The 25761-nt window shown below is 68.8% G+C and carries 25 protein-coding genes and 1 pseudogene; 17 read left to right on the forward strand and 9 right to left on the reverse strand.

Annotated elements, in window-relative coordinates:
• The first annotated feature begins 7 nt into the window (after positions 1-7).
• From HD596_RS19815 to HD596_RS19845, 7 genes are all read left to right on the forward strand, one after another.
• Positions 8-1315: an ABC transporter substrate-binding protein gene (locus HD596_RS19815; protein ID WP_185070844.1), complete on the forward strand. Its 1308-nt coding sequence runs from the start codon at positions 8-10 to the stop codon at positions 1313-1315.
• On the forward strand, positions 1316-2179 hold the full coding sequence (locus HD596_RS19820; RefSeq protein ID WP_185070845.1) for a carbohydrate ABC transporter permease: 864 nt from the start codon (positions 1316-1318) through the stop codon (positions 2177-2179).
• Positions 2176-2997 carry a carbohydrate ABC transporter permease gene (locus HD596_RS19825; RefSeq protein ID WP_185070846.1) on the forward strand — a complete coding sequence of 274 codons (822 nt, stop codon included), beginning with the start codon at positions 2176-2178 and terminating at the stop codon, positions 2995-2997. The genes HD596_RS19820 and HD596_RS19825 overlap by 4 nt, the downstream gene beginning before the upstream one ends.
• Positions 2998-3010: 13 nt before the next feature.
• A complete protein-coding gene (locus HD596_RS19830; protein WP_185070847.1) occupies positions 3011-5890 on the forward strand; it encodes a glycoside hydrolase family 3 protein in 2880 nt (959 codons plus the stop codon).
• A gap of 114 nt (positions 5891-6004) precedes the next feature.
• On the forward strand, positions 6005-6508 hold the full coding sequence (locus HD596_RS19835) for a DoxX family protein (protein WP_313044614.1): 504 nt from the start codon (positions 6005-6007) through the stop codon (positions 6506-6508).
• Positions 6509-6634: 126 nt separating this feature from the next.
• Positions 6635-9304: a cellulose-binding domain-containing protein gene (locus HD596_RS19840; protein WP_185070849.1), complete on the forward strand. Its 2670-nt coding sequence runs from the start codon at positions 6635-6637 to the stop codon at positions 9302-9304.
• Between the two features lie 313 nt (positions 9305-9617).
• Entirely contained in the window at positions 9618-9776 is a 159-nt protein-coding gene (locus tag HD596_RS19845; protein ID WP_185070850.1) for a hypothetical protein, read from the forward strand.
• A gap of 259 nt (positions 9777-10035) precedes the next feature.
• Here HD596_RS19845 and HD596_RS19850 read toward each other — a convergent pair whose 3' ends face one another.
• Both HD596_RS19850 and HD596_RS19855 read right to left on the reverse strand, forming a co-directional pair.
• Complete coding sequence (locus HD596_RS19850) at positions 10036-10617, reverse strand: class IV adenylate cyclase (RefSeq protein ID WP_185070851.1); 582 nt, start codon at positions 10615-10617, stop codon at positions 10036-10038.
• A gap of 14 nt (positions 10618-10631) precedes the next feature.
• On the reverse strand, positions 10632-11483 hold the full coding sequence (locus tag HD596_RS19855; protein WP_221519404.1) for a hypothetical protein: 852 nt from the start codon (positions 11481-11483) through the stop codon (positions 10632-10634).
• Between the two features lie 388 nt (positions 11484-11871).
• On the opposite strand from HD596_RS19855, the gene HD596_RS19860 reads away from it, so the two are divergent.
• From HD596_RS19860 to HD596_RS61850, 3 genes are read left to right on the forward strand one after another with little or no spacing between them, the layout of a single operon-like run.
• Complete coding sequence (locus HD596_RS19860; RefSeq protein WP_313044615.1) at positions 11872-12645, forward strand: SAM-dependent methyltransferase; 774 nt, start codon at positions 11872-11874, stop codon at positions 12643-12645.
• The gene (locus HD596_RS19865; protein ID WP_185070853.1) at positions 12642-12980 is read left to right on the forward strand and encodes a hypothetical protein; all 339 of its coding nucleotides are present in this window, start codon (positions 12642-12644) and stop codon (positions 12978-12980) included. Before HD596_RS19860 ends, HD596_RS19865 begins: the two co-directional genes overlap by 4 nt.
• Positions 12977-13597, forward strand: a complete 621-nt coding sequence (locus HD596_RS61850) for a hypothetical protein (protein ID WP_246554620.1) — start codon at positions 12977-12979, stop codon at positions 13595-13597. The genes HD596_RS19865 and HD596_RS61850 overlap by 4 nt, the downstream gene beginning before the upstream one ends.
• Positions 13598-13682: 85 nt before the next feature.
• Here HD596_RS61850 and HD596_RS65680 read toward each other — a convergent pair.
• A pseudogene (locus HD596_RS65680) lies at positions 13683-14135 on the reverse strand (AfsR/SARP family transcriptional regulator); the annotation flags it as partial.
• Between the two features lie 212 nt (positions 14136-14347).
• Positions 14348-15031: a TetR/AcrR family transcriptional regulator C-terminal domain-containing protein gene (locus HD596_RS19875; protein WP_185070854.1), complete on the reverse strand. Its 684-nt coding sequence runs from the start codon at positions 15029-15031 to the stop codon at positions 14348-14350.
• Positions 15032-15143: 112 nt separating this feature from the next.
• Here HD596_RS19875 and HD596_RS19880 point away from each other — a divergent pair, with 112 nt between their 5' ends.
• Positions 15144-16295, forward strand: a complete 1152-nt coding sequence (locus tag HD596_RS19880; RefSeq protein WP_185070855.1) for an FAD-dependent oxidoreductase — start codon at positions 15144-15146, stop codon at positions 16293-16295.
• 3 nt (positions 16296-16298) lie between these two features.
• On the opposite strand, the gene HD596_RS19885 is transcribed toward HD596_RS19880, so the two are convergent.
• Together HD596_RS19885 and HD596_RS19890 are read right to left on the reverse strand one after the other, a co-directional pair.
• Positions 16299-17405, reverse strand: a complete 1107-nt coding sequence (locus HD596_RS19885; RefSeq protein WP_185070856.1) for a HAMP domain-containing sensor histidine kinase — start codon at positions 17403-17405, stop codon at positions 16299-16301.
• Positions 17402-18055, reverse strand: a complete 654-nt coding sequence (locus tag HD596_RS19890; RefSeq protein WP_185070857.1) for a response regulator transcription factor — start codon at positions 18053-18055, stop codon at positions 17402-17404. The genes HD596_RS19885 and HD596_RS19890 overlap by 4 nt, the downstream gene beginning before the upstream one ends.
• 88 nt (positions 18056-18143) lie before the next feature.
• Here HD596_RS19890 and HD596_RS19895 point away from each other — a divergent pair, with 88 nt between their 5' ends.
• The 6 genes from HD596_RS19895 (at position 18144) to HD596_RS19920 (ending at position 23161) form a co-directional block, all read left to right on the forward strand.
• Positions 18144-19496: a S41 family peptidase gene (locus HD596_RS19895; protein ID WP_185070858.1), complete on the forward strand. Its 1353-nt coding sequence runs from the start codon at positions 18144-18146 to the stop codon at positions 19494-19496.
• 403 nt (positions 19497-19899) lie between these two features.
• Positions 19900-20121: a hypothetical protein gene (locus HD596_RS19900; RefSeq protein ID WP_185070859.1), complete on the forward strand. Its 222-nt coding sequence runs from the start codon at positions 19900-19902 to the stop codon at positions 20119-20121.
• 47 nt (positions 20122-20168) lie between these two features.
• Positions 20169-20879, forward strand: a complete 711-nt coding sequence (locus HD596_RS19905; protein WP_185070860.1) for a helix-turn-helix domain-containing protein — start codon at positions 20169-20171, stop codon at positions 20877-20879.
• Between the two features lie 54 nt (positions 20880-20933).
• Positions 20934-21275 carry a YciI family protein gene (locus HD596_RS19910; RefSeq protein ID WP_185070861.1) on the forward strand — a complete coding sequence of 114 codons (342 nt, stop codon included), beginning with the start codon at positions 20934-20936 and terminating at the stop codon, positions 21273-21275.
• A gap of 48 nt (positions 21276-21323) precedes the next feature.
• Positions 21324-22154, forward strand: coding sequence for a helix-turn-helix transcriptional regulator (locus HD596_RS19915; RefSeq protein WP_313044616.1), 831 nt, complete (start codon positions 21324-21326; stop codon positions 22152-22154).
• Positions 22155-22198: 44 nt separating this feature from the next.
• Positions 22199-23161 (forward strand): quinone oxidoreductase family protein, encoded by a 963-nt coding sequence (locus HD596_RS19920; RefSeq protein WP_185070863.1) that lies wholly within the window; start codon positions 22199-22201, stop codon positions 23159-23161.
• An 11-nt stretch (positions 23162-23172) separates the two neighbouring features.
• Here HD596_RS19920 and HD596_RS63790 read toward each other — a convergent pair whose 3' ends face one another.
• The 3 genes from HD596_RS63790 to HD596_RS19935 all read right to left on the reverse strand — a co-directional run bounded on the left by HD596_RS63790 (position 23173) and on the right by HD596_RS19935 (position 25749).
• Complete coding sequence (locus tag HD596_RS63790) at positions 23173-23688, reverse strand: DUF402 domain-containing protein (RefSeq protein WP_185070864.1); 516 nt, start codon at positions 23686-23688, stop codon at positions 23173-23175.
• A 175-nt stretch (positions 23689-23863) separates the two neighbouring features.
• Positions 23864-24775, reverse strand: a complete 912-nt coding sequence (locus HD596_RS19930) for a carbohydrate ABC transporter permease (RefSeq protein ID WP_185070865.1) — start codon at positions 24773-24775, stop codon at positions 23864-23866.
• Positions 24772-25749 (reverse strand): ABC transporter permease, encoded by a 978-nt coding sequence (locus tag HD596_RS19935; protein WP_185070866.1) that lies wholly within the window; start codon positions 25747-25749, stop codon positions 24772-24774. The genes HD596_RS19930 and HD596_RS19935 overlap by 4 nt, the downstream gene beginning before the upstream one ends.
• Between the last annotated feature and the right edge of the window lie 12 nt (positions 25750-25761).

Here is a 25761-nt window from a genome sequence, read left to right on the forward strand (position 1 = left end):
AGGGATCATGGTGAAATCAAGAGCCGCGGCGGCGCTGGCCGTCGCGGTCCTGCTCCTGTCGGCGTGCGGCTCGGGAGGCTCGGAGACCCCGTCCGCCCAGAACAGCAGCCAGCCCCGCACTCTCAAACTCTGGCACTACGAGTCGGCCGAGGGCGCCATGGGCAAGGCGTGGGCCGAGGCGATCAAGAAGTTCGAGGCGTCGCACCCGAACGTGAAGATCAAGTTCGAGGCCAAGGGCTTCGAGCAGATCCAGAAGACGGCGAGCATGGTGCTCAACTCCGACGAGGCGCCCGACATCATGGAGTACAACAAGGGCAACGCCACCGCCGGCCTGCTGTCCAAGCAGGGGCTGCTCACCGACCTGAGCGAGGAGGCCGCCAAGCGCGGCTGGGACAAGCTGCTGCCCGGCGGCCTGCAGACCACCGCCAAGTACGACGACCGCGGCGTCATGGGCTCCGGCAAGTGGTACGGCGTGCCGAACTACGGCGAGTTCGTGATGGTCTATTACAACAAGGACCTGTTCGACAAGCACAAGGTCCAGGTGCCGACGACGTTCGAGCAGTTCACGGCCGCGATGGACACGTTCGTCAAGGCAGGGGTGACCCCCCTCGGCACCGCCGGCGCCGAGTACCCGGCCCAGCAGATCTTCTACCAGCTCGCGCTGACCAAGGCGCAGAAGCCGTGGCTGGAGGCCTTCCAGTCCTACAAGGGCAAGGTCGACTTCCACGGCCCCGAGTTCACCTACGGCGCCGACACGTTCGCCGACTGGGTGAAGAAGGGCTACATCGCCAAGAACTCGTCCGGGCTGAAGGCCGAGGACATGGGCGTGGCGTTCATGAACGGCAAGTTCCCCATGATGATCAGCGGTAGCTGGTGGTACGGCCGCTTCGCCTCGGAGATCAAGAAGTTCGAGTGGGGCCACTTCCTCTTCCCCGGCGCCACGATGTCCCCGGGATCGAGCGGCAACCTCTGGGTCGTGCCCGAGAAGTCGGAGAACAAGGACCTGGCCTACGACTTCATCGACATCACGATGAGCAAGGACATCCAGAACCTCCTGGGCAACTCCGGCGGCGTCCCCGTGGCCGCCGACCCGGCCGCGATCACCGACGCGAAGAGCAAGGAGCTCATCGAGTCGTTCAACAAGCTCACCAGCCAGGACGGCCTGGCCTTCTACCCCGACTGGCCCGCGCCCGGCTACTACGACGTGCTGGTGGCCGGGATCCAGAACCTCATCAACGGCAGCAAGGCACCGGCGGCGGTGCTGGACGAGATCGCCAAGCCGTACGAGGACAACCTCGCCGACATTGGCAACTAGATGAGGGTGCGCACGAGGGGGTACTGGCTCTACCTGGCCCCCAGCCTGCTGCTGTTCCTGGTCGTCATCGTCGTGCCGTTCCTCATGAACGTGGGCGCGAGCTTCACCCGCTGGTCGGGGGTCGGCACGCCCAGGTGGATCGGGTTCGACAACTACACCAGGCTGCTGAAGGACGAGCGGTTCTGGCAGTCGTTCCAGCACAACGTGGGCCTGATCGTGGCCATGGCCATCGTGCCGACCGCGATCGGCCTCGTGCTGGCGGCGGCCCTGTTCGACTACATCGGCAAGAGGTTCGGGCCGCGCACGGCCTCGGCGCTGCGGGCCATGTACTACCTGCCGCAGGTGCTGCCGGTGGCGGTGGCCGGCGTGGTGTGGGGCTGGATGCTGCACCCGTCGTACGGCGCGATCAACCAGATCTTCGGCCTCGACCTCGACTGGCTCGGAGATCCCGACCTGGCGCTGGCCACGGTCATGGCGGTCATGGTCTGGTTCCAGCTCGGCTACCCGGTGGTGATCTTCATGGCGGGCCTGCAGCGCGTCGACCCGGCCTACTACGAGGCGGCCGAGATCGACGGGGCCTCGTGGTGGCGCAGGTTCTGGCACATCACGATCCCGCAGATCCGGCCGGAGATCTTCGTGGTGCTGCTGACGTGCACGATCGCCGCGCTCAAGGTGTTCGGGCCGATCTTCGTGCTGACCCGCGGAGGGCCCGGCAACGCGACGATGGTGCCGTCGTACTTCTCGTACCTGAACTTCTTCCAGAAGAGCAACGTCGGGTACGGCTCCGCGATCGCCACCGTGCTGGCCCTGATCATCATCGTGGTGACGTTCCTGTTCCTGCGGATCCAGGAGCGTGAGCAATGAGGGGGCCGGGGCGCTGGGCGGTGCTGTTCTCGCTGGTCGTGCTGGCGATCGTGATGGTGTTCCCGTTCGCGATCGTGGCGATCAACGCGGTCAAGTCGCCGGCCGAGTACAGCTCCGACGGGCCGCTGAGCCTGCCCGACGGGCTCTACCTCCAGGGGCTCGTCGACTTCTGGAACCGGGTGGAGTTCGGCACGAAGCTCTGGAACAGCTTCCTGATCAGCGCGTCCGTGGCCGTGCTCGCCGTCGTGCTGTCGGTGCTCAACGCGTACGCGCTGGGCATCGGCAGGGTGAAGGGCCGGCTGTCGATCCTCGCGCTGTTCCTGGTGGCCAACACGCTGCCGCAGGAGGCGCTGGCCTACCCGCTGTACTACCTGGCCAAGGCCGTCGGGCTCTATGACACGCAGCTGTCGGTGATCATCGTCATGACGGTGATCCAGGCGGCGTTCGGCACGTACCTGCTGAGCGCGGTCCTGGGCCAGTTCCCGAAGGAGATCCTGGAGGCGGCGGCGATCGACGGCGCGGGGCGGCTGCGGTCCCTGTGGCGGATCGTGGTGCCGATCAGCCGGCCCACGCTCAACGTGCTGCTGATCTTCTTCTTCATCTGGACCTGGAACGAGTTCTTCCTGCCGCTGATCTTCCTGATCTCGAACGACACCCAGACGGTGCCCGTCGCGCTCGCCGTGCTGCAGGGCGAGAAGTACATGGACGCGACGATGTCCAGCGCCTCGGCGCTGCTCGGCCTCCTGCCGGCGGTCGCCTTCTTCCTGATCTTCCAGCGCACGCTGACCCGAGGTGTGACGGTCGGCGCCATCAAATGATGGAGAACCATTGATGCGAAAAATCCCGTTACTAGCCACCCTCACGCTGGCGGCCTCGCTGCTGGCCGTACCTCCCGCGCAGGCCGACGGCTTCCCGTTCCAGAACCCGGCCCTGCCGGTGGAGCAGCGGGTCGACGACCTGCTCGGCCGGCTCACGCTCCAGGAGAAGCTGGGCCTGCTGCACCAGTCGCAGGCGGCCATCCCGCGGCTGGGCATCGCCTACCACAAGAACGGCACCGAGGCGCTGCACGGCGTCGCCTGGTCCAACGACTTCAACGACAAGTGGAGCCAGAAGCTCGCAAGCGGCACCATGTTCCCGCAGGCCGTGGGGCTGGCCAGCACGTGGGACCCGGCGCTGATCAAGAAGGTGGGCTCCGCCGTCGGCGACGAGGCCCGCGGCTACAACGCCGTGGACCCGACCGTGTGGGGCCTGCAGGTGTGGGCGCCCGTCGTGGACCTGCTGCGCGACCCGCGGGCGGGCCGTAACGAGGAGGGCTACTCGGAGGACCCGCTCCTGACCGGGGCGATCTCCACTGCCTACGGCAAGGGCCTGCAGGGTGACGACCCCTTCTACCTGAAGACCGCGCCCGTGCTGAAGCACTACCTCGCGTACAACAACGAGAGCAACCGCAGCCTCAGCTCCTCCAACCTGACGCCGAAGCTCAAGCACGAGTACTACGAGCAGGCGTTCAAGGCGGCCATCTCGGCCAACGCCGCGACCGGGGTCATGGCGTCGTACAACCTGGTCAACGGGCGGCCCAACCACGTCAACCCCGATCTCGGCACCACGGTCAGGTCGTGGACGGACAAGACGCTCTACAACGTCAGCGACGCCTGGGGGCCGCACGCGCTCACCGACCTGGAGAAGTACTACGACACCAAGCCCGAGGCGTTCGCCGCGGTGCTCAAGGCCGGGCTCGACAGCTTCACCATCGACGACAACAACCCCGGGCCGCTGGCCGAGCACCTCACGGCCGCGCTGAACCAGGGGCTCATCACGCAGGCCGACGTGGACCGGGCCGTACGGAACGTCCTGACCATCCGCACCCGGCTGGGGCACTTCGACCCGGACGGAGGGCCGTACAAGAAGATCACCAAGGACGTGATCAACAGCCCGGCCAACCAGAAGCTCAACCGGGAGGCGGCGGGCAAGGCGGCGGTGCTGCTGCGCAACTCCGGCGCCCTGCCGTTCAAGGGGCCGAAGTCGGCGGCCGTGGTCGGGCCGCTGGCCGGGACGCTGTACCACGACTGGTACGGGGGCACCATGCCCTACCAGGTGACGCCGCTCGACGGGATCAAGGAGCGCGTCGCCGACGTCAGCACCGGCACCGGGCTGGAGCGGATCGCGCTCAAGCACCTGGCCTCCGGCAAGTACATCACCGCCACCGGCACCGGGCCCGACGACAACGCGGCCCTGGTCGACACGGCGCCCACCGCGGCCTCCGAGTGGGACCTGACCGACTGGACCAGCGGCGTGTCCACGCTGCGCAACGCGGGCAACGGCAAGCTGCTCGGCGGCGACTGGCGCTCGCTCGACACCGACGACGACCAGCCCCACGGCTGGTACGTGCAGCAGCAATTCGAGCTCCAAGCACAGGCCGACGGCAGCTACCTGATCAGGTACGCCGGTTATGAGACCGGCGATGACTGGTACGGCCTGCGCGAGCCGTACGTCACGGTCTCCGCCGACGGCACGCTCGGCCTGGGCACCAAGGAGCAGGCGGCGAAGTTCGGCAAGGAAGTCGTCTCGGACGGCGTCGCCGAGGCCGCCGCGCAGGCCGCCAAGGCCGAGGTGGCGGTCGTGGTGGTGGGCAGCAACCCGTTCGTCGCGGGACGTGAGGTCCACGACCGCGCCAACCTGCAGCTCGGCGAGGGGCAGCGGCGGCTGATCGAGGCCGTGCGCAAGGCCAACCCGCGCACGGTCGTCGTCCTGGAGACCAGCTACCCGGTCATCGTGGACGCCCCGAACCTGCTGTGGACCACGCACGCGGGCCCGGAGACCGGCCACGCGGTCGCCGACGTGCTCTTCGGCGCCGTCAACCCGGCCGGCCGGCTCACGCAGACCTGGCCCGCCACCGACAACCTGCCGAGCATCTACGACTACGACCTGGCCAAGACCGGGATGACGTACCTGTACGGGAAGGGCAAGCCGCTCTACGCGTTCGGGCACGGCCTGAGCTACACCACGTTCGGCTACCAGGGCCTGACCGTCCGGGGCGACAAGGTGAGCGTCAAGGTCACCAACACCGGCAAGGTCAAGGGCGACGAGGTGGTCCAGCTCTACACCCACCAGCGCGAGTCCCGCTTCAAGCAGCCGGTCAAGCAGCTGCGCGGCTTCCAGCGGGTCACGCTGAACCCGGGCGAGACCCGTACGGTGACCTTCACCCTGAAGAAGTCCGACCTGGCGGTCTGGGACTACACCCGGGGCAGGTGGGCCGTGGAGAGCGCCACCCATGACGTCCTCGTCGGCTCGGCGTCCGACAGGATCCGCCAGTCCACCACGCTGCGGGTCTCCGGCGAGACCATCCCCGCGCGTGACCTGGCGAAGACCACGCGGGCGATGGACTTCGACGACTACGCGGGCGTGACGTTCGCGGACGAGACCAAGGCCGGCGGCGAGGCCGTGGAAGGGTCGGCGGGGGACTGGATCTCCTTCACCGGCGCCTCCTTCGGCTCCCGCTTCACGGCCGGCGTGTCGTCGGTGAGCGGCGGCTCGCTGGAGCTGCGCTCCGGCTCGCCGACCGGCGCCCTGCTGGGCACCGTCCAGGTGCCCGCCACCGGCGGCGTCTACCAGTGGGGTACGGCGACCGCCACGGTCAAGGCGGGCGGCGGGAACCTGTACCTCGTGTTCAAGGGTGACCTGCGGATCAAGGACTTCGCGCTCGCCCGATGACGTTTCGCGGCGGCCGTGAGCATGGTCATGGCCGCCGCGGAACACTCACTTGCCTCCGTTGGATAGTCGTGCTATCTGTTATCTAGATAATTCGACTATCCAATGGAGGCTCCGGTGATCGTGATCGTTCTGCTGGTCGCCACGCTGGCGTTCCGGCTGCTGGGCGCGCTGGGTGTGGCCAGGTTCGCCACCTGGGGGGTCAGCGCCGCCCACGGGCTGGCGGTCATGCTGGTGATGACGGCCAGCGCGCATTTCGTCCCGGCGGGCGTGACGTTCATGCCCAACCAGGCCGACATGGTGGCCATGGTGCCGCCGTTCGTGCCGTTCCCGGCCCTGGTGGTCTATCTGACCGGCGTGCTGGAGCTGGCCGGCGCGGCCGGGCTCGTGCTCGAAAGGACCCGCCGGGCCGCCGGGATCTGCCTGGCGCTGCTCTTCGTGTTCCTGCTGCCGGCCAACGTGTACGCCGCCCTCGCCGGCCAGGACGTGACCCCGCTCTGGCAGCGGATCCCCGAGCAGGTCCTCTACATCGCGATCGCGCTGTGGGCCGCCGCGCGCGGCCACAAGCGCCTTAATTCGTTGTCCATCCAAACTATTGACCGTCAGCGCGCCCGTGTGTGAGCCTTCTTGAGTAGCTCATGCGCGAAGGCGCGGTGACGGTCAGGGTCCCTGCACTCTGCTCGTGCATGGCGGTCATCTGAAGCCTTTGGGGCGCCTGCTGGCGTGCCTGGAAAGGGAGAGCCGCGCATGCGAAGAAGATTATCGGTCATGTTCACGGTCGCCGCCGTCCTGCTCGTGGCGGCGATCGTGCGGATGTCGCCGGTCTCGGCGGTCGCCTCGGACCCGTACGCGTACAAGAACGTCAGGATCGACGGCGGCGGCTTCGTACCCGGCATCATCTTCAACCCCACGGAGAAGAACCTCATCTACGCCCGCACCGACATCGGCGGGGCCTACCGGTGGAACCAGTCCACCAAGTCCTGGACCCCGTTGCTGGACTGGGCCGGCTGGGACAAGTGGGGCTACAACGGCGTGATCAGCCTCGCCACCGACCCCGTGCAGACCAACCGGGTGTACGCCGCCGTCGGCATGTACACCAACAGCTGGGACCCCAACAACGGCGCGATCCTGCGTTCGACGGACAAGGGCGACAACTGGCAGGTCACGCCGCTGCCCTTCAAGCTGGGCGGCAACATGCCCGGCCGCGGCATGGGCGAGGCGCTGTCGGTGGACCCGAACAACAACAGCGTCCTCTACCTGGGCACCCCCAACGGCAACGGGCTCTGGCGCAGCACCGACTACGGCGCCACCTGGGCGAAGGTGGCCAGCTTCCCGAACCCGGGCAACTACGCCCAGGACCCGAACGACTCCAACGGCTACCTCAGCCACAAGCCGGGCGTGGTCTGGGTGACCTACGACCCGCGCTCGTCCACCAAGGGCACCGCCACCAAGACCATCTACGTGGGCGTCGCCGACAAGGAGAACAGCGTCTACCGCACCACCGACGCGGGCGCCACCTGGTCGCGCGTGGCCGGCCAGCCGACCGGCTACCTCGCCCACAAGGGCGTGCTGGACACCACCAACGGCTACCTCTACATCGCGACCAGCGACACCGGCGGCCCGTACGACGGCGCCAAGGGCGACGTGTGGCGCTACGCCACCGCGACCGGCACCTGGACCCAGATCAGCCCCATCCCGTCGTCCAGCTCCGACGACTACTTCGGCTACAGCGGCCTGACCGTCGACCGGCAGAAGCCGGGCACGATCATGGTGGCCACGCAGATCTCCTGGTGGCCGGACGTGATCTTCTTCCGGTCCACGGACTCCGGCGCGACCTGGACCCGCGTGTGGGACTGGACCTCGTACCCGAACCGCAGCTTCCGCTACAAGCAGGACATCTCGGAGAACCCGTGGCTGAGCTTCGGCGCCAACCCGCAGCCCCCTGAGGTCACGCCCAAGCTCGGCTGGATGACGGAGTCCCTGGAGATCGACCCGTTCGACTCCAACAGGATGATGTACGGCACCGGCGCCACGATCTACGGCACCGAGGACCTGACCAAGTGGGACTCGGGCACCCAGTTCACCATCAAGCCCATGGCCAAGGGCCTGGAGGAGACGGCCGTCCTGGACCTGATCAGCCCGCCGAGCGGCGCGCCCCTGGTCAGCGCCCTGGGCGACATCGGCGGCTTCCGCCACACGAACCTGGACGCCGTGCCGTCGACGATGTTCACGGCCCCGGTCTTCACCACGACCACCAGCCTGGACTACGCGGAGAAGTCCCCGTCGATCATGGTCCGGGCAGGCAGCTTCAAGGACTCCGACCGCCCGAACGACAGCCACGTGGCCTTCTCCACGGACGGCGGCGCCAACTGGTTCCAGGGCACGGAGCCGGGCGGCATCGACGAGGGCGGCACGGTGGCCGCCGCCGCCGACGGCTCCCGCTTCGTCTGGGCGCCCAAGGGCGTCACGCCGGTCTACTCGGTCGGGTACGGCAACTCCTGGCAGCAGGCGTCCGGCCTGCCCACGGGGGCGATCGTGGAGTCGGACCGCGTCAACGCCACGAAGTTCTACGGCTTCAACGGCGGACGCCTCTACGTCAGCACCAACGGCGGCGCGACCTTCACCGCCACCGCCGCCTCGGGCCTGCCTGCCACCGGCAAGCTCAAGGCGGTGCCGGGCAAGGAGGGCGACCTGTGGCTGGCCGGCGACGGCGGCCTGTGGCACTCCACCGACAGCGGCGCGTCCTTCACGAAGCTGGCGGGCATCACCAACTCGGTGAACGTCGGCTTCGGCAAGGCGGCGCCCGGCGGCACGTACATGGCGGTCTTCGCGGTGGCCACGATCGGCGGCGTCACCGGCCTGTACCGCTCGGACGACGCCGGGGCGAACTGGGCGCGCATCAACGACGACAAACACCAGTGGGGCAACATGGGCGAGGCCCTGACGGGCGACCCCAGGGTGTACGGCCGCGTCTACGTCGGCACCAACGGCCGCGGCATCCTGTACGGCGACCGCACCGGCCCGCCGGTAACCGTCACCCCCACCGTGACCCCGACGGTCACCCCCACCGTCACACCCACCGTGACCCCGACCGTCACCCCCACCACGGGATCGGGCTGCGCGGCGACCTACAAGGGAGTCAACGAGTGGTCGGGCGGCTTCCAGTCGGAGGTCACCGTCAAGAACACGGGCGCAGCGCAGATCACGGGCTGGAAGGTGACCTGGACCTGGCCGGGTAACCAGAAGATCAGCCAGCTCTGGGGCGGCACCCCGACCCAGACGGGCACCGGGGTGAGCGTCGTCAACGCCGGCTACAACGGCACCCTGGCACCGAACGGGACGACGTCGTTCGGCTTCACGGGCACCTACACCGGCACCAACACCCCACCCGCCACCCTCACCTGCGCCCCGGCGTAAGCACGGCCTTTCACGAGGGGGGCGCTGCGCGCCTTGGGATTTCAGACAGCGCCTCCCAAGGGGGCTCCGCCCCCTTTCGATCCCCCCTCAACCCCCCGCTCGCTGCGCTCGCCAGCACCCGCCCGTTGCCTGGTTACCGGCTGGGGCTGCTGGAGCCCGCCCCGAGCGGCCCTCGCTGGCGCTCGGACGTGTCCATCGGCGTCTCGCGGCTTCGCCACGAGCCCCCAGGCGAGAGGGCTTCCCAGCCCTCTCGCGCTCTCCCGGTCCTGGGCCTTCAGCCGGAGAATCGGCTGCGTGCATTTCGTCCGTGGTAATGAGCATCGTCTCCCACGGGAACGCCACGGCCACGATCGCTGCCACGTACAGGATCAGGATGGAGGCTCCGACCAGGGCCCGCCCCCTGAACCTGTCGCGCAGCGCCAGGGCTGCCACCAGCCCGATCGCGATCGACAGCGCGCCGGCCGGCTCGTGAGGGGTCCCCATGAAGTTGGCTCCGAAACGATTCGGTAGCCCCCGCCGTGCTCTACGGCGGTCGGCCAATGCCGGTCTACAGCGAGTCCAGCGGGCCAGAGGCGCGCATCACGACGACCAATCCGAGGGGGTTCCCAAAAGGTTTTTGAGGGGTTCGAGGGAAACTCATCACATGGCCGGATGCGTCGCGACCGTAGGTGATGGAGATCATGACGCCCAAGCCAAGACACCAAGCTGCGGATGACGCGGGCAAGAAAGCCTCATGAGCTGGTGGCTTGATGGTGGTCGCGGTGCTCTGTGACGGCTTCGGTGTAGTCCATGGTCGATAGATCGTCTTCGGTGATCCCGAGGTCGTACATCTGCAATCTGACCGCTTCAAGCGCGGCCGGAAGCTGATCGAGGCTATCAACGATCGTCTCGATCTCCAGGAAAGTACCGTCCAGTTCGGGGACAGTAACCATGGTTGCCAGCATGGCGCGTCCCCTCGCTCGAAACTGCCAATTGACGCAGTGCTTTTCGAACGAGATGTACGGGTTGTAGCCAAGGCTCCTCAGGATGGTGTCGATCGCCTCAGCGTCGGCAACTTCCGTCTCGTCCTCGGGCTTGGAATGGCTGGCTTCGTCCACCATGGGCGACTTGTGGGTCAGCAGAACGCGACGTCCCTCGTTGCTGGTCACCGTGCGGACGCGCAACTCACGGCCGATGGCAGTGAGGGAGCCGTCCGAGCAGTCGTAGTAGGTGTCGCGGTAGATGCTGGTCGCGCTCGTGGCTTGATGGTCCAGTGTCTCCCGGACCAGGTCAGGATCGCGGAGTCGGGCCTTCAGCTCGGCTTCGATGCGCACAGATGTCCTCACTTTCAGATGACGCGTTGAGCGGTGCGAAGAGTTTGCTCGAACAGACGACGAAACCCTCGGTGGAGAGCCCCTTGGGGAGTAGGTGCGATCTTGTAAACGGCGGATTCGTGCCCCTCCCACTTCTGGCCGAATGCTGACACGTACTGGATCTCATCCAAGGTGATCAGCCGCCAAACGGGGAAGACGTTGTACCTGTAAACCTCAACGGTGAGCGATGGGGCGATGGTGCTCAGTTCCCTCAAGCGGGCCTCAGCAAGCTGGATACCGGCAGAGAAGGATTCGGGGGTTTCGTTGATCTCCTCGGCCCTGCGAGCCGCAGCCTGACCCTCAGGGGAGAGAAGTAGCACACGAAGAGTGCGAGGGACATCGGGTTCCCCGATCAACTCGGGGCGCAAGAGGGAGTCGTTGAGACCGAGTATTCCCAGTCCCCGGACGGCGAGGACGTCGATAGCGGTGACCTGGCGCGCGGCAGTACGGATGTCCTGGGCCGCCATTGACTGGGATGGGAATGTTTGGATGATCTCCGCTCGCCCGACCGGGCCTAGGTGATCAAGTCCAGCCGGGTGCTGGGGAGCAAGCCCAAACATCATTCGCGCCTCGTCGGGCATCCCTAGACCCTCGGCTACCCGCTCGTACGTCTCCATCGCTGTGATCGTTCGGACGCCGCTCATTACTTCGCTGACCCTGCCTTGCAGCATCCCGGTCGCGATTGCAATGCGCGTTTGAGTTGCGCCGTGATGCTTTGCGAGGGCGAACAACGCGCGTACGTCCCTTGCCTGAAGTGCGGCTCTGGTGCTCGGGAGTCTCCACGACCGGAGGGGGATGACGATTGGCTCATACGACGGAGGGCTCACGCTGACTCCTGTCCCGGAAGCAAGTGAGCAGAGTATCTCACCATGAGATACCACGCGTGAGATGGCAGCGCACGCCCTTCACGGGGATCGTCATTACGCAGTACGACGAAGGGTTGGGCGTGAGGTAGAGCGTTTGTGCCCGCCAACAAGCCCATCCAGTCAGGGGCGAGAGAACGCCACAAAGGCGGGAGCCGCAGGCGCTAGCACGCCGTACGGCTCCCTTGATCAGGAATCGAGGTCCTGACCCATGGCACAGGATACGGCGAATCGGGCGCGAGGAAGCGACTGCGAGAGCGGCCTAGGCCACGCTGAACAGGGCACGCCGAACGCGTGGCCAGTCCTGGACACGCTGTCGAAGGGGCAGCAGGAGCCAAGGATGTCGCGGTCGGTGATTGATCTGAATGTGCCGAATGTGGCGCGTATGTACGACTGCTTCCTTGGCGGCAAGGACAATTACGAGGCGGACCGGGCGGCAGCTGCGGAAGCGTTGCGGCTGAATCCGGACGCGGCGCGGTGCCCGCGAGAGAACCGGGCGTTCCTGGGTCGGGCGGTGCGGTTCGTCGCTCACTCGGGGGTGCGGCAGTTCCTGGACGTCGGGACGGGTTTCCCCTCGATGGGCAATGTGCACGAAGTAGCCCAGAGCGTCCATGGTGACGCTCGGACGGTGTACGTGGACTATGACCCGGTCGTGGTTCAGCACGGGCGGGCGCTGCTGGCCACGGACGAGCGCACCGTGATGGTGGAAGAGGACCTACGCAAGCCGGGACGGATCCTTGAGCAGGCGGCCGATCTGCTGGACTTCGGTAGGCCGGTATGCGTGCTGCTGGTGGCGTGCCTGCACTTCGTCACGGCGACGGAAGACCCGTACCGGGTCGTGAAACGGCTGATGCGGTCCACAGCGCCGGGAAGCTACCTGGTCATCTCGCATGTGATCAAGACGCCACAGACGATCGCGGCTGCTGCTGCCTATCGGGGCGCGTCTGCGCCGGTGGTGCTGCGAACGGAAGAGCAGGTCGGCAGGATTTTCACAGCGGCGGGCGTGGAACTGGTGGAGCCGGGGCTGGTACGGGTGCCGTCATGGCGTCCCGACCTGGACCATGCACTTGCCGAAGAGGACGCCGCGAGGGCGGACTTCCTGGGCGGGGTTGGGAGGAAGGCGTGAACGCGAGGGCGGGGGTGGACAGCCCTGCGGAGAGCCTGGCGCGAAAGCTGGCTGAGGAACTGGAGCGGTACGGGATCGCATCGCAGGTCTCCGAGTGCCAGGGGGTCGCGCTGGTGGGAATCTGGTCGGTCCGGCTGGCGGTCTGGTGCGAGTGGGGGTCGCAGGGCTGGCGTTTTCGCTGGTGCCTGAACGATACGAGTGAGCGGTGGACGTATACCTCGTGCCCCTGCTCAGCGATGGAGACGGCGGTGCGGCGGCTGGTGCACCGCTACCAGATGCGGCACATACAGGTGTACGGGACGGACCCCTTCGCCACGGGTGAGGTGCGGTCGTGAGCGGCCCCGGGAACGCGGCGGCGACGGGGTTCCGGTATCCGTACGTTATCGGCTGGACGGGCGAGGCTGAGAGGCATCGCCTGATGTGGGTGCCTCGGCCGCTGGGCGGGGTGCGGTTGTGCTACGTCGATTCGCGGCCGGGTGATCACGAGCTGGGTGTGCTCCGTCTGCGGCAGAACGGCAGGCGGGCGGGGCGGCCGGACTTTACGACGGTGAACACGCGTCGGCAGTGGCGCTGCATGACCCGGTCGTGGTGCCAGGTGTGCGGGGGGTCGGCGGTGGACGCGGAGACGGGACGGATCTGGTGGCTGTTGTCGTCGGATCAGGGTGAAGGCGGGGACGGCTACACCAACGCGCCTCCGACGTGCCGGGCGTGCATCCCTGAGGCGATTCGGCAGTGTTCGCATCTGCGTCGTCATGCGGCGGTGTTCACGGTGGCGGAGTGTGCTCCGTTCGGGGTTCGGGGGGATGTGTTCCTGCCGGGCTTGCCGCCGATGGTGCCGTTGGCTGTGAACCGGGTGGTGCGTCTGGACGATGCGGAGTTGCCGCACTGCTTGGCCCGAGAACTGTTGATGCGGGTGGTCGATGTGCGGGAGGAGACAGCCATCGATCACTAACCCTTGAGCGCCCCCGGTTGTACCCGCCCGCGCCCCGGAGCAGCCAGCCGCCCTCCGCTCTGGGCGGCAGCCCCGGCTCCAGCAGCAGGCGCAGGTTGCCCACATACCTGTGGACGACGTTGACCGAGCTGGACGGCGGGTCCTGGCCCCAGAGGACGTCGACCATCTCGTCCAGGCTCACGGGCCGTCCCGCGTACGCCAGCAGGAGGGCGAGCAGGGCTCGTTGCTGCGGAGGACCGGAGTTCAGCTCGACGTCTCCCCGCCAGAGGCGCACAGGCCCCAGCACCGCGAACCGCATCCGTCGCATCCCCCTCCGCCGACACTGACATTTGGGAGTATTTTTAACCGGCCATGCAATCGGATTGCAGCGGGCTGAACGCCCCAAGGGCTCGAGGGTGCGCGTTTCGGGCGTGTCCGAGCTGGGGAATGGTTCTCGGAGTAATGTGGCTATAAGAGTGATATGCCCGAATAGATGGTTGAGGGATGTGCGCTCCAGTCCCGCGACCGCTCCATCACCTTCTCGAGAGGAGCGAGTCATGATCTTCCCGCGTTACATGTCCGCTGCGAGGATCCTGCCCGTGGCCATGGAGCCCCCTGGGCCCAATCCACTGGGGCCGAAGAAGAGGATCAACAGCGACAGCAGCAGCCGTTCCAACCGCCGTCGCAGCCGCCGTCGCCGGTGAGCGAGGCATAGTTCAGACCTGATGACGACCTGGCCGCCCGTAGTGGCCAGGTCTTCGTCTTGCGCGGTCATCCGCGGCGTTCGCGGTCCAGCTCGTTGAGGATGCCGGCCAGGCCCAGCTCGAAGCGGCGGGTGAGGCCGGGGGTGCCGGTGAGCTCGTCGGCGACGGCCGTCACGTGGGGGTAGCGGTCGGCGGGCAGCTCCTGCAGGAAACGGGTGATCTGGGCGAGGCGGGTGGGGTTGTCGGGTCCCTTGCCGAAGGCGATCTCATGGCCGGCGAAACCGGTGACGTAGAACAGCAGCAGCAGGTAGCCGTAGCCGGCCAGCCGGTTGTCGAACCCGGCCTGGCGCAGGACGCCGATGATATGGTCGGCCAGCCGCAGCCCGTTCGGCCCGAACGGCACCCTGCCCGGCAGGAGCCGGGTGGCCGCGGGGTGGGCGAGAAGGACCTGCCGGAGTTCGAGCCCGATGCCGGCCAGCCGTTCGGCCCAGGGGCGGTCGTCCTCGGGCGGCAGCCGGCACTTGCCCAGGACCACGTCGATCAGCAGGTCGAACAGCTCGTCCTTGCTGCGTACGTGCCAGTAGAGCGACGGCGACTTGATGTCGAGCGCCACGGCGAGCTTGCGCATGCTGAACGCGTCGAAGCCGTGTTCGTCCAGGAGGTCGAGCGCCGCCCGGGCGATCTGGGCGCGGTCCAGCCTCGGCCCGGTCTCCTCGATGCCGCCCGGGAAGCCGGGATCTTGACGTGCCATGCGCGAAACCCCTCCATCTGCCGCGCACCAATCTAGCAGTGCAAGGCTTTCCCTAGCAGTGTTAGGGTTTCCCTTGCACTGCTAGGGACGACTGGACGAGAGGCAGCGGACAATGCACGTGATCGTCATCGGCGCGGGGCTGGGCGGGCTGTGCCTGGCGCAGGGGCTGCGGCGCAAGAACATCGGCGTCACCGTGTACGAGAGCGACGACGCCCTGACCTCGCGGCAGCAGGGCTACCGCATCCACATCGACGAGCACGGCGACCGGGCGCTGGCCGCGAACCTGCCCGAGCGGCTGCACCGGTTGTTCCGCGCCACGGCCGGACTGCCGCGTACCAGCACGCCTGTCTTCGACCACCGGCTGGAGCGGCTCACGGTCCTGGAGCCGTCCGACGGCGGCGTGCACCTGGCGGTCGACCGGCTGACGCTGCGGCGGATCCTGCTCTCGGGCCTGACGGACGCGGTCCGGTTCGGCAAGCGGTTCACGCACTACCGCGCCGGCGCCGGCGACCGGGTCACCGCGTACTTCGCCGACGGCAGCACCGCGACCGGCGACGTGCTCGTGGCGGCGGACGGCGTGAACTCCCCGGTGCGCGGGCAGTACCTGCCGCACGCGCGCGTGGTGGACACGGGGCTGCGGCAGCTGTACGGCAAGGTGCCGCTCACGGCGCGGACCCGCGAGCTGTTCCTGGACGACATGTTCGCCGTGTTCACCCCGATCATCGGCCCGGACGGCAGCTTCGTCGGCGTCGCCCCGGTGGAGTTCCCCGAGCCCGTGCCGGCGGAATGGGGCGTCACCCAGGACTACATGACCTGCTCCTTCGGCGCCCGCCGCGAACTCCTGCCGCCCGACGACGAACTGCGCGCCATGCCGGGGACCGAACTGCGCGCCCTGACCCTGCGGGCGATCGAGGACTGGCACCCCCGGGTCCGGGCGATCGTCGAGCACTGGGACACGTCCACGGTCTTCGCCCTGGTGCTCCGTACCAGCGTGCCGATCGAGCCCTGGCCGACCACCAACGTCACGCTGCTCGGGGACGCCATCCACGCGATGAGCCCCGCGGGCGGGGTCGGCGCGAACACCGCCCTGCGCGACGCGAGCGCGCTCGCCGCCGCGCTCGGCGCGGCCGCCACAGGCCGGCCGCTCCTGCAGGCGCTGGCCGGGTACGAGTCCGCGATGATCGCCTACGGCTTCGCCGCCGTACGCGCCTCCGCCGAGAACGGCCACCGCCTGCTCGGCCAGGACCCCCTGCCCGCCGCCTGACGGTCAGCGCCGGCTGCTGTCGTCCGGGGCAGGTGTTCGCGGGAACACCACGACGAGTTCCAACCCGCCCCCCGGGTTGGGGCTCGCTCGTACGTCGGCCCCGTGAGCCTTCGCGATCGACGCGACGATCGACAACCCGAGCCCGGCACCCTGTCCACGGGTCGTCTGCAGCCGGCGGAAGGGCTCGAAGAGATCGCCGAAACGTTCCTGGGGCACGTGCGGGCCGGTGTTACGGACCGTCAGAACACCGCCGGAGAGCGTCACCTCAACGGTTCCGTCAGGATGGTTGTAGCGAACCGCGTTGTCGAGGAGGTTGGTGACGAGCCGGTTCAGCAGGACAGGGTCCCCATCGACGGTGAACGGCTCCACCCGCCCCGTCACGGTGACGCCGTCCGGATCTCTTTCCGCCAGGACGAGCCGTACCACCTGGTCCAGGGCCACCGGGCTCCTGTTGTCCAGGCCGTGTTCCGCCTGGGCCAGGACCAGCAGGGCGTCGATGAGGTTCTCGGCGCGGCGGTTGTGGAGCAGGAGCGTGTCGCGGATCTCGCCGACGTCCTCGGGGAGCCCGATCTCGATGGCCGCCCGCTGGACGGCCAGCGGGGTCCGCAACTCGTGGGACGCGTTCGCGATGAACCGCCGCTGCCCCGCGACGGAGCGTTCGAGCCGGTCGAGCATCGCGTCGAAGGTGTCGGCCAGTTCCTTCAGCTCGTCCTTCGGCCCGGCGAGCGCGATCCGTTCGTGCAGGGTCGAGAGGGACAGCCGCTGCGCGGTGGCGGTGATCCGGTGGACGGGCCGCAGGATCCGTCCGGCGACCAGCCATCCGACGACCAACGAGACCAGCGCCAGGACCCCGACCGTCACCGTGGTCACGTCCCACTGGTAGCCGATCACGTCGTCCACCAGCGCGGGCAGCTGCGGCTGCGGCGGGAGCCGATCGACCGGCACGCCCTGGAGCGGGGCCGTCGGCGCCACCGGTCCTCCGGACAGGCGCGCGATCCGCGTGTCCAGCGCCCGGCGCAGCAGGAGATTGACCGTGACCAGCAACACGACCGAGGTCAGCAGGAACAGCCCGGAGTAGGTCAGCGTGAGCCGTACCCGGATTGTCGTCACAGCAGGTATCCCGCGCCGGGAATCGTCTGGATGCACGGCGGGTCGCCCAGCTTGCCGCGCAGGCGGCTGACCAGGACCCGCACCACCGTCGTGAACGGGTCGGCGTTCTCGTCCCATGCCTCTTCGAGCAGCCGTTCGGAGCTCACGACCGCGCCGTCCGCCCTCATCAGCACCTCAAGGACGGCGAACTCCTTGAGCGACAGGTGCAGGTGCCGCCCGTCCCGCGAGGCCTGCATCCGGTGAGTGTCGAGCACGATCCCGTGCCGCGCCAGCACCGGCGGCACCGGCGACTGGCTGCGCCGCCCCAGTGCCTGCACCCGCGCGACCAGCTCGGCGTAGTCGAACGGTTTGGGCAGGTAGTCGTCGGCCCCCATCCCGAGACCCGCGACCCGCTCCGGCACCGACGCCGCCGCCGTCATCATCAGGATCCGCGTACGGCTCCCGCGCGCCACCAGCTCACGGCACACAAGGTCGCCGTGCGTCTCGGGCAGGTCCCGATCCAGCACGAGAACGTCGTAGTCGTGCACCGCCAGCCGCTCCATCGCGGCGGCCCCGTCGTACACCACGTCAACGGCCATGGCATGGCGGCGCAACCCCACCGCCACGAGATCGGCCAGGTCGCGTTCGTCCTCCGCCACCAGGATCCGCATGCTGATGTTCGTACCCGAACCGGGGTAACAACGGCGTTAACGAATCCGTTCACGACCGTGAAACGCGCTTCAGGCCACGCTGGCGACCATGATCAGAGCCTTATGCGCCGCCGTCCTGGTGACGGCCTGCTCCATGTACGCACCCGCGTCCGCCCTCGCATCGACGCCGGCGACCCCATCGGCCACCACCCCGGGCGGGGGCTGCACCGCCATCACGGCGCCACCGCCGGAATCGGCGCCGCCGACCACGGTGAACACGCTCCGGCAGGCGTACTTCTGCGTGCTGGACAACTATTACAGCGGTCCGGCCATGGATCCGAAGGCGCTGCTGAAGAGCGCCTTCGCCGCCTACACCCAGAACCTGATGCGGCGCGGCGCCGACCGGGCCGACCTCAGGCTGCCCGCCCTGACCGGGAACCGCGACACCGACTGGGCCGCCTTCGCGAAAGTCCTCGGCGCCGGTGACCCCGCCGCCCTGCGCGCCGCGATCACCGGCATGGTCGCCGGACTGCACGACAACCACGCCCGCTGGGTCAGGCCGACCCCGCCGCCGGAGGGCGGGCCAACCGGAACGGGCATCGTGGGCGCGTCGGCCATGCAGGGACCGCAGCTCGACCCCGCGGCCCGGCCGCCGCTGTTCATCACCCGCGTCCTGCCCGGCAGCCCCGCCGCCAAGGCCGACATCAGAGCCGGCGACATCGTCGTCAAGGTCAACGGCATGCCGGCGTTCATCGGGGACACCGTGAATCAAGGGCTCATCGACGCCTTCGCCTCCGGCACGGTACGGCTCACGCTCAAGCGCCCCACTACGGGACGGACCCGCGTCGTCGAGCTCGAAGAGGGCCCTGTCACGCAGCAGCCTCCGGCGGTGACGTCGCGGGAGCTCGCCGACGGCGTCACGTACGTCCAACTGCCCGGTTTCTACGGGGGCGCCGCCGACCAGGTCATCGCCAAGCTGCAGGACAAACCGAAGGCAGTGGTCCTCGACCTGCGCGGCAACGGCGGCGGGTCCCCTCGCGAGGTGACGCGGCTGCTCGGCGCGTTCGCGCACGGCAAGATCACAAGCTACTTCTGCCCGCTCAAGGGCGACTGCGTGCCCAACCGGACCGACGACAGCGTCCCGCTGCTCGGCTCGCGCCTGATCGTCCTCACCGACCGCGGATGCGCCTCGGCCTGCGAGGACTTCAGCGCGGCGGTCAAGGACAACGGCCTGGGCACCCTCATCGGGACCCGCACCGCCGGTGCCGTCTCCGGCCCCAGCGAGGGATACCTCCTCGACGACGGCAGCGTCCTGCTCCTGCCCAGGGTCCGGCACCTCGGGCCCGCCCGCGAAATCATCGACACGATCGGCGTGCCGGTCGACCACTACGCCCCCATGACCGCCCTGGACCTGGCCACCGGGCGCGACCCGGGCGTGGCCAAGGCGCTCACGCTTCTTTGACGTGCTTGCCGCGGCGGCGGCATGTGAGAAGTACTGGACCTGTCGAAGGAGCGGATCGTGAGCAATGCCGCCCACGCGCCCGTACTGAGCGCCCGCGGGTTACGAAAGGAGTACGGCAAGGGGGGAGGTGCTGGTACACGCCGTCGACGCGTCGAGCTGTCGGCGCTGCTCGCCGGACGCTCGCCGCGGGCCGCCCGGCGGCGCGCGGAGGAGCTGCTGGATCAGCTCGGGCTCGCCGGCCGGTCGCGTTTCCTGCCCTCCGCGCTCTCCGGAGGCCAGCGGCAGCGGGTCGCGGTCGGATCGCGGCCACCGCGGACCGGACGTTGTCGATGCGCGACGGCGCGCTCGTGGACGAGACCCGGCTGGCCGGCGGCACCACCGGCCAGCTCGGCGCGCCGCGCAGGTGCTGCCCGCGCTCGTCGGCGCCGTGCTGGGCGTCTTCCCGGGAGGCTGGGCGCTGTTCGCCGCCGTCAACGCGATCACCGGTGGCGACAGCGACAAGGCCACGCTCCCCGCGCCCTGGCAGCTGATCGCCATGGTGCTGGTCATTGTGGCGGCGGTGGCGGCGCTCACCGCTGTTCCCGCCCACCTCGGCGGCCGCCGTCCCGTGACCGCGACCCTCTGAGCGTCGCTAGGTAGCGAGCCTTCCTGCGATCTGGCGAGAATGCGGTAGTGCTGGAGAACGAGGACCGGACGTCCGACTCGCCCTACATCGAGCGGGTCTACCGCAGCGAAGGCGTCACCACGGTGAAGCGGATGCACTCGGTCGCCAACTCCAACTGGGAGCTGGTGGTCTGGGAGCATCGCGGGCGCGCGCACGTCGCGATCCGCGGGCCGGAGACCAGGCCGACCACGGTGGACGTGAGCCCGGAGGGGTCCGCGTTCGGGATCATCTTCGCCCACGGCGCGGCCATGTCGCACCTGCCGGTCCAGGGCCTGGTCGACTCGGCCGTGCTGTCCCCGCACGTGACCTCGGACACGTTCGTGCTGCAGGGGCAGGAGTGGGAGCTGCCGGGCTTCGGCAACGCCGAGGTCTTCGTGAACCGGCTCGTACGGGCCGGCGTCCTGGTGCGCGACCCCCTGGTGACCGACGTCGTCGCGGGCGACGACGCCCCGCGGCTGAGCGCCCGCTCGGTGCAGCGCCGGGTGGTCGCCGCCACCGGGCTCACGCAGGGGGCGATCCGGCAGATCGAGCGCGCCCGGGAGGCGGCCATGCTCCTCGGCGAGGGCGTCGCGCCGCTGGACGTGGTACACCGGCTCGGCTACTACGACCAGCCGCACCTCGCCCGCTCGCTCACCCGCTTCATGGGCCGTACGGCGACCGAGCTGCAGCACCCGGACCCGGACGAGCCCCTGTCGCTTCTGTACAAGTCCGGCCAGTGAATCCCTCGTAGCGTGCGACCACCTACCCACCTCAGTGAGCACAGGAGCGGGAGCATGCCGAAGTTCGCCCTCATCTACCAGTACGACCCCATGGCGACGGGCCCGACCGAGGGAGAGGAGCCGGACTGGTTCGCCTACGACCAGGAAGTGCGCGAGGCCGGCGTGCTCGTGTACGAGGCCGGCTTCCACGAGGCCGGCACCGGCCGGACGGTGAGCGTGCGCGACGGCGCCACGGTCGTGGACGACGGGGCCGCGCCGACGTCCGGCGCCGTCGTCGCCGGCCTGTACGTCGTCGACGTCGCGAACATCAACGCCGCCACCTCGTGGGCGGAGAAGATCCCCACCGCCCGCTACGGCAGCGTGGACGTGCGCCCCGTCGTCGAGTACGAGGGCTGAGCGCACGAGCGTGCGGGGGCTCGCCATGCGGTCGCTTATGGTGTGTTCGTGACTGCCAGCCAAGGCCGCCGTGACCAGCTCAAAGAGTTCCTGCGTGGCAAGCGGGAGGCCCTCACCCCCGCCGACGCCGGCATGCCCGCTGGAGGGCGCCGCCGCACCCCGGGACTGCGCCGGGAAGAGGTCGCGGTGCTCGCCGGGGTGGGGGTGTCCTGGTACACCTGGCTGGAGCAGGGACGCGACATCAAGGTCTCCGACGCCGTGCTCGACGCGGTCGCCCGCGCGCTGCGGCTCGACGAGGCCGAGCGGGCGCACCTGTACGTGCTCGCCGGGCTGAACCCGCCGGACCCCGCAGGCCGGCCCGGCGCGCCGGTGAGCGAGCAGCTGCGCGCGGTGCTGGACGCATGGATGCCCAACCCGGCGCACGTGCTGGACCGGCACTACAACCTGGTGGCGATGAACGACGCGGCCAGGTGGGTGTTCGGATTCGACGGCGAGGTCCGCAACTGCATGATGGCGTTCTTCACCCATCCGATCTACCGCGGCAGGTTCACCGAGTGGCAGGAGTTCGCCCCGGACATGGTGGCCGACTTCCGCGCCAGCGCGGCCCGCTACCACGACGATCCGGTCTTCGGGCAGATCGCCGAAGAGCTGTGCGGCGCCAGCGCGGAGTTCGCCGAGTTGTGGGCCCGGCCGGACGTCCGTTCCCGCTCCCAGGGGATCAAGGCGATCACGCACCCCGAAGCCGGGGACCTCGTCTTCGAGTACTCGCTGTTCCGGCTGCCGGATCGTGCGGACCTCAACGTGGTGCTGCACACGCCGCACCCCGACACCGACACCAAGGCGAAGGTGGAAAGCCTGGTGGTGGCACACCCAGGATGAGCTGACACTGCCTCACCGGGAGCCGTCCCAGCACGATGGACGGCATGAAGGCAATCACGATTCCCGAATTCGGCAGCGCCGACGTCCTCCGCCTCGACGAGGTCGAGCTCCCCGAGCCCGGGCCGGGGCAGGTCTCCATCGACGTGGCCTACGCGGGCGCCAACTTCGCCGAGATCCTCTACCGGCAGGGCGTGGTCGACGTACCGCTGCCCTTCGTGCCCGGCATCGAGGTGTCCGGCCGCATCCGGGCGCTCGGCCCCGGCGTCGAGGGGCTGCGCGTGGGCCAGCCGGTCGCCGCCCTGACGATCGTCGACAGCGGCGGCTACGCGGAGGTGGCGGTCACCTCCGCTGACCTGGTGGCCCCGCTGGACGGGCACGACCTGGAGCCGGGCATCGCGGCGGCACTGCCCTCCAACAGCACCACCGCGTTCCTCGTGCTCGACCGGGTGGCCCGCATCGAACCCGGGGAAAGCGTCCTCGTGCACGCCGCCGCCGGAGGCGTGGGCAGCCAGCTCGGCCAGGCCGCCCGGTTGCTGGGGGCGGGCCGCGTGGTGGGCACCGTCGGCAGCCCCGCCAAGATCGAGACCGCCAAGGCGTTCGGCTACGACGAGGTCGTCCTGCGCGAGCAGGTGTCCGAGGCCGGCCACTTCGACGTCGTGGTGGACATGGTCGGCGGCCCGGCCCGACGCGGCAGCCTGGACCTGCTCGCGCCGATGGGCCGGATGGTGGTGATGGGCAACGCCTCCGGCGCCGAGGACGTCGGGATCTCGGCCAACGAACTGTGGTTCACCAACAAGACGGTCTCCGGCTTCAACCTGGCCGCCTTCTCCGCCGCCTTCCCCGCGGAGGCAGGCCGGGCGCTGCGCCGGGCCGTCGCCGCGGCCGCCGGTGGGGAGCTTCGGGTGCGGGTGGAGTCGCTACGGCTGGAGCAGGCCGCCCAGGCCCACCACCGCATCGAGTCCGGCCACACCACCGGCAAGCTGGTGCTCGAAGTCGAACGAAGCTGAGGTGTCCTCCGTCAGCTCCCGAAGGGCGGCAGCTCAGCCAGCTCCAGGACGGCTGCCGGCGGGAAGTCCGGCCACGAGCTCGGCGGGTCCTGGCTCAGGTCGCGCAGGTGCTTGTCGATGAAGCGCTGAGCATTGCGCAGGACCCTGACCGCGGTGGCGGCATCGATGGCGCCGTCCTGCAGCGCGTCAGCAAGCTCGTCGAGGTCCAGGACTTCGTAGCGCCGGCTGACCGGGGGCACGACGATGTCCACGTAGAGGTCGTGGACCACCAGCCGCTTCGGGCCCGCTTCCGCCAGCTCGACCAGGTCGATGTACCAACCGCCTTCGAGCGCGTCGACGAAGGTGACCGGCCTTCGGATCTGTATCCCTTCGTCGGCGATCACGAAGCAGCGGTCGGTCGTGGGCCGGCCGGGAACCCGCCACGGGGGAAGGATCTCGACGTCGTAGGCCACGATGTTGTCGCCGGTCCGGACACCGGGGCACCATTGCCCAGTGCGGTGGCGGACACGTACCTCTTCAAGGGTCACGAAACGCAGTATGACCGCGCCGGGACGCAGCGCGCCCCGGCACCCGCCATCTTGAAGGGGCCGCTCGGGGCGGGCTCCGGCAGGCCAAGCCGGTAACCGGGCAACGGGCGGGTGCGGTGGGCGCCGGCTGGGGTCCGGAGGTGCGCGGCGCCCACCTTGTGGGAGGGCAGGGTGGTCAGCCCTTGATGGCGCCGACGATCACGCCCTTGGTGAAGTGGCGTTGGACGAAGGGGTAGATGATCAGGGCGGGGATCACCGCGATGACCACGATGGCCATCTTGATGGCGAGTGTCGGCGGCGCGTCGCCGGTCACGCCCGCCGTGGCGCTGGGCAAGGGGTTGGAGTCCACCACGTACTGGCGCAGGATCAACGCCAGCGGCCACTTCCTGGTGTCGTCGATGTAGAGCATCGCGTTGAACCAGGCGTTCCAGTAGCCGACCGCGTAGAACATCGCCACCACGGCCGTGACCGCCTTCGACATGGGCAGGACGATGCGCCACAGGATGCGGAACTCGCCCGCCCCGTCGATGCGGGCGCTGTCCAGGACCTCTCCCGGGATGCTCATGAAGAACGAGCGCAGCACCACCACGTTGAACGCCGAGACGGCCGTCGGGAGGATCAGCGACCAGTAGCTGTCCTTCAGGCCCAGGCCGCTGACCATCAGGTAGACCGGGATGATGCCGGGGAAGAAGACGAACATCAGCAGCACGCTGAACAGCAGCGGGCGGTGGAGGAACGAGCCCGGGCGCGACAGCGAGTACGCGCCCAGGATGCTCACGCCGGCGCTGATGAGCGTCCCGACCACCGTGACGCCCGTGCTGACCAGGACGGCCCTGCTGACGACCGTGTCGGAGAAGATCTGCTCGTACGCCTCGAACGTGATCCCCTCCGGCACCAGCACCAGCCCGCCCGCGCGGTTGACCGTGGCGGCCGAGCTGAGGCTGGTCAGGACGATGGTGTAGAGGGGGCCGAGGATCGCCACGACGATCAGCGTGATCAGCGTGCCCTTGCCGAGCTGGCCGAACGGCGAGGGGCGTTCCTCCCATGGCGCCAGCCGGGAGGGCTTGCGGGAGGTGAGTACGGTCATGATCGCGAATACACCCCTCGCTCGCCGAACGCGTGCGCGACCCGGTTGGCCGCCACGATGAGCAGCAGCCCGACCAGGCCCTTGAACAGCCCGGCCGCCGCCCCGTACCCCAGGTCCCCGGTACGCAGGCCCGACCAGTACACGAACGTGTCGAAGACTTCGGACGCCTCGCTGCCGACGGCGCTGCGCTGCAGCATGAACTGCTCGAACCCGACGTTCAGCGCGTCCCCGAGCCGCAGGATCAGCAGGAGCACGATCACCGGACGCAGCCCGGGCAGCGTGATGTGCCACATGCGACGCCAGCGCCGGGCCCCGTCCACGGCGGCGGCCTCGTACAGGTTGGGGTCGATGGTGCTGAGGGCGGCGAGGAAGATGATCGCCCCCCAGCCGGCGTCCTTCCAGACGGTCTGGGACGTGATCAGCAGGATGAACGTGTCCGAGTTCGTCATCCAGTCGACGCCCTCGTGGCCGCGCTCCCGCAGGATCTGGGCCAGCAGCCCCGCCCCGCCGAACATCTGCTGGAAGATGGCGATGACCAGCACCCAGGAGAAGAAGAACGGCATGTAGACCACGCCCTGCACGAACGCCCGCAGCTTGGCCGAGACGATGCTGTTGAGCAGCAGCGCCAGCATGATCGGCACGGGGAAGTAGAAGACGAGCTGGAAGGCCGTGATGGACAGGGTGTTCGCGATGGCCCGGAGGAACTGAGGGTCCTGGAAGAGCAGCGCGAAGTTGGTGAAGCCGATGATCGGGGAGCCGGCGATCCCGTCGGTGTACGGGTTGTAGTCCTGGAACGCGATGACGTTGCCCAGGGCGGGGATCCACCAGAAGGCGAGGACGAGCAGCAGCATCGGCAGGTTCATCACGAGCAGCGGCCAGTCCCGCCGGAGCTTGGCCCGCCAGGTCAGTTCGTGGGGCTTGGCCGTGGCGTTCAGGGGGCGCCGGGCCGTCCGCCTGGCCGTCGTCACGCCCATGACAGGCCCCTT

The organism is Nonomuraea jabiensis (genome assembly GCF_014204795.1).
Lineage (GTDB): Bacteria > Actinomycetota > Actinomycetes > Streptosporangiales > Streptosporangiaceae > Nonomuraea > Nonomuraea jabiensis.

Coding starts and splice junctions, on each gene's coding strand:
- HD596_RS19920 (WP_185070863.1), top strand. CDS start 22,199: ATGAAGGCAATCACGATTCCCGAATTCGGCAGCGCCGACGTCCTCCGC.
- HD596_RS19890 (WP_185070857.1), bottom strand. CDS start 18,055: ATGCGGATCCTGGTGGCGGAGGACGAACGCGACCTGGCCGATCTCGTG.
- HD596_RS19845 (WP_185070850.1), top strand. CDS start 9,618: ATGAGCATCGTCTCCCACGGGAACGCCACGGCCACGATCGCTGCCACG.
- HD596_RS19895 (WP_185070858.1), top strand. CDS start 18,144: ATGATCAGAGCCTTATGCGCCGCCGTCCTGGTGACGGCCTGCTCCATG.
- HD596_RS19830 (WP_185070847.1), top strand. CDS start 3,011: ATGCGAAAAATCCCGTTACTAGCCACCCTCACGCTGGCGGCCTCGCTG.
- HD596_RS19880 (WP_185070855.1), top strand. CDS start 15,144: ATGCACGTGATCGTCATCGGCGCGGGGCTGGGCGGGCTGTGCCTGGCG.
- HD596_RS19820 (WP_185070845.1), top strand. CDS start 1,316: ATGAGGGTGCGCACGAGGGGGTACTGGCTCTACCTGGCCCCCAGCCTG.
- HD596_RS19930 (WP_185070865.1), bottom strand. CDS start 24,775: ATGACCGTACTCACCTCCCGCAAGCCCTCCCGGCTGGCGCCATGGGAG.
- HD596_RS19825 (WP_185070846.1), top strand. CDS start 2,176: ATGAGGGGGCCGGGGCGCTGGGCGGTGCTGTTCTCGCTGGTCGTGCTG.
- HD596_RS19875 (WP_185070854.1), bottom strand. CDS start 15,031: ATGGCACGTCAAGATCCCGGCTTCCCGGGCGGCATCGAGGAGACCGGG.
- HD596_RS19840 (WP_185070849.1), top strand. CDS start 6,635: ATGCGAAGAAGATTATCGGTCATGTTCACGGTCGCCGCCGTCCTGCTC.
- HD596_RS19935 (WP_185070866.1), bottom strand. CDS start 25,749: ATGGGCGTGACGACGGCCAGGCGGACGGCCCGGCGCCCCCTGAACGCC.
- HD596_RS19910 (WP_185070861.1), top strand. CDS start 20,934: ATGCCGAAGTTCGCCCTCATCTACCAGTACGACCCCATGGCGACGGGC.
- HD596_RS19815 (WP_185070844.1), top strand. CDS start 8: ATGGTGAAATCAAGAGCCGCGGCGGCGCTGGCCGTCGCGGTCCTGCTC.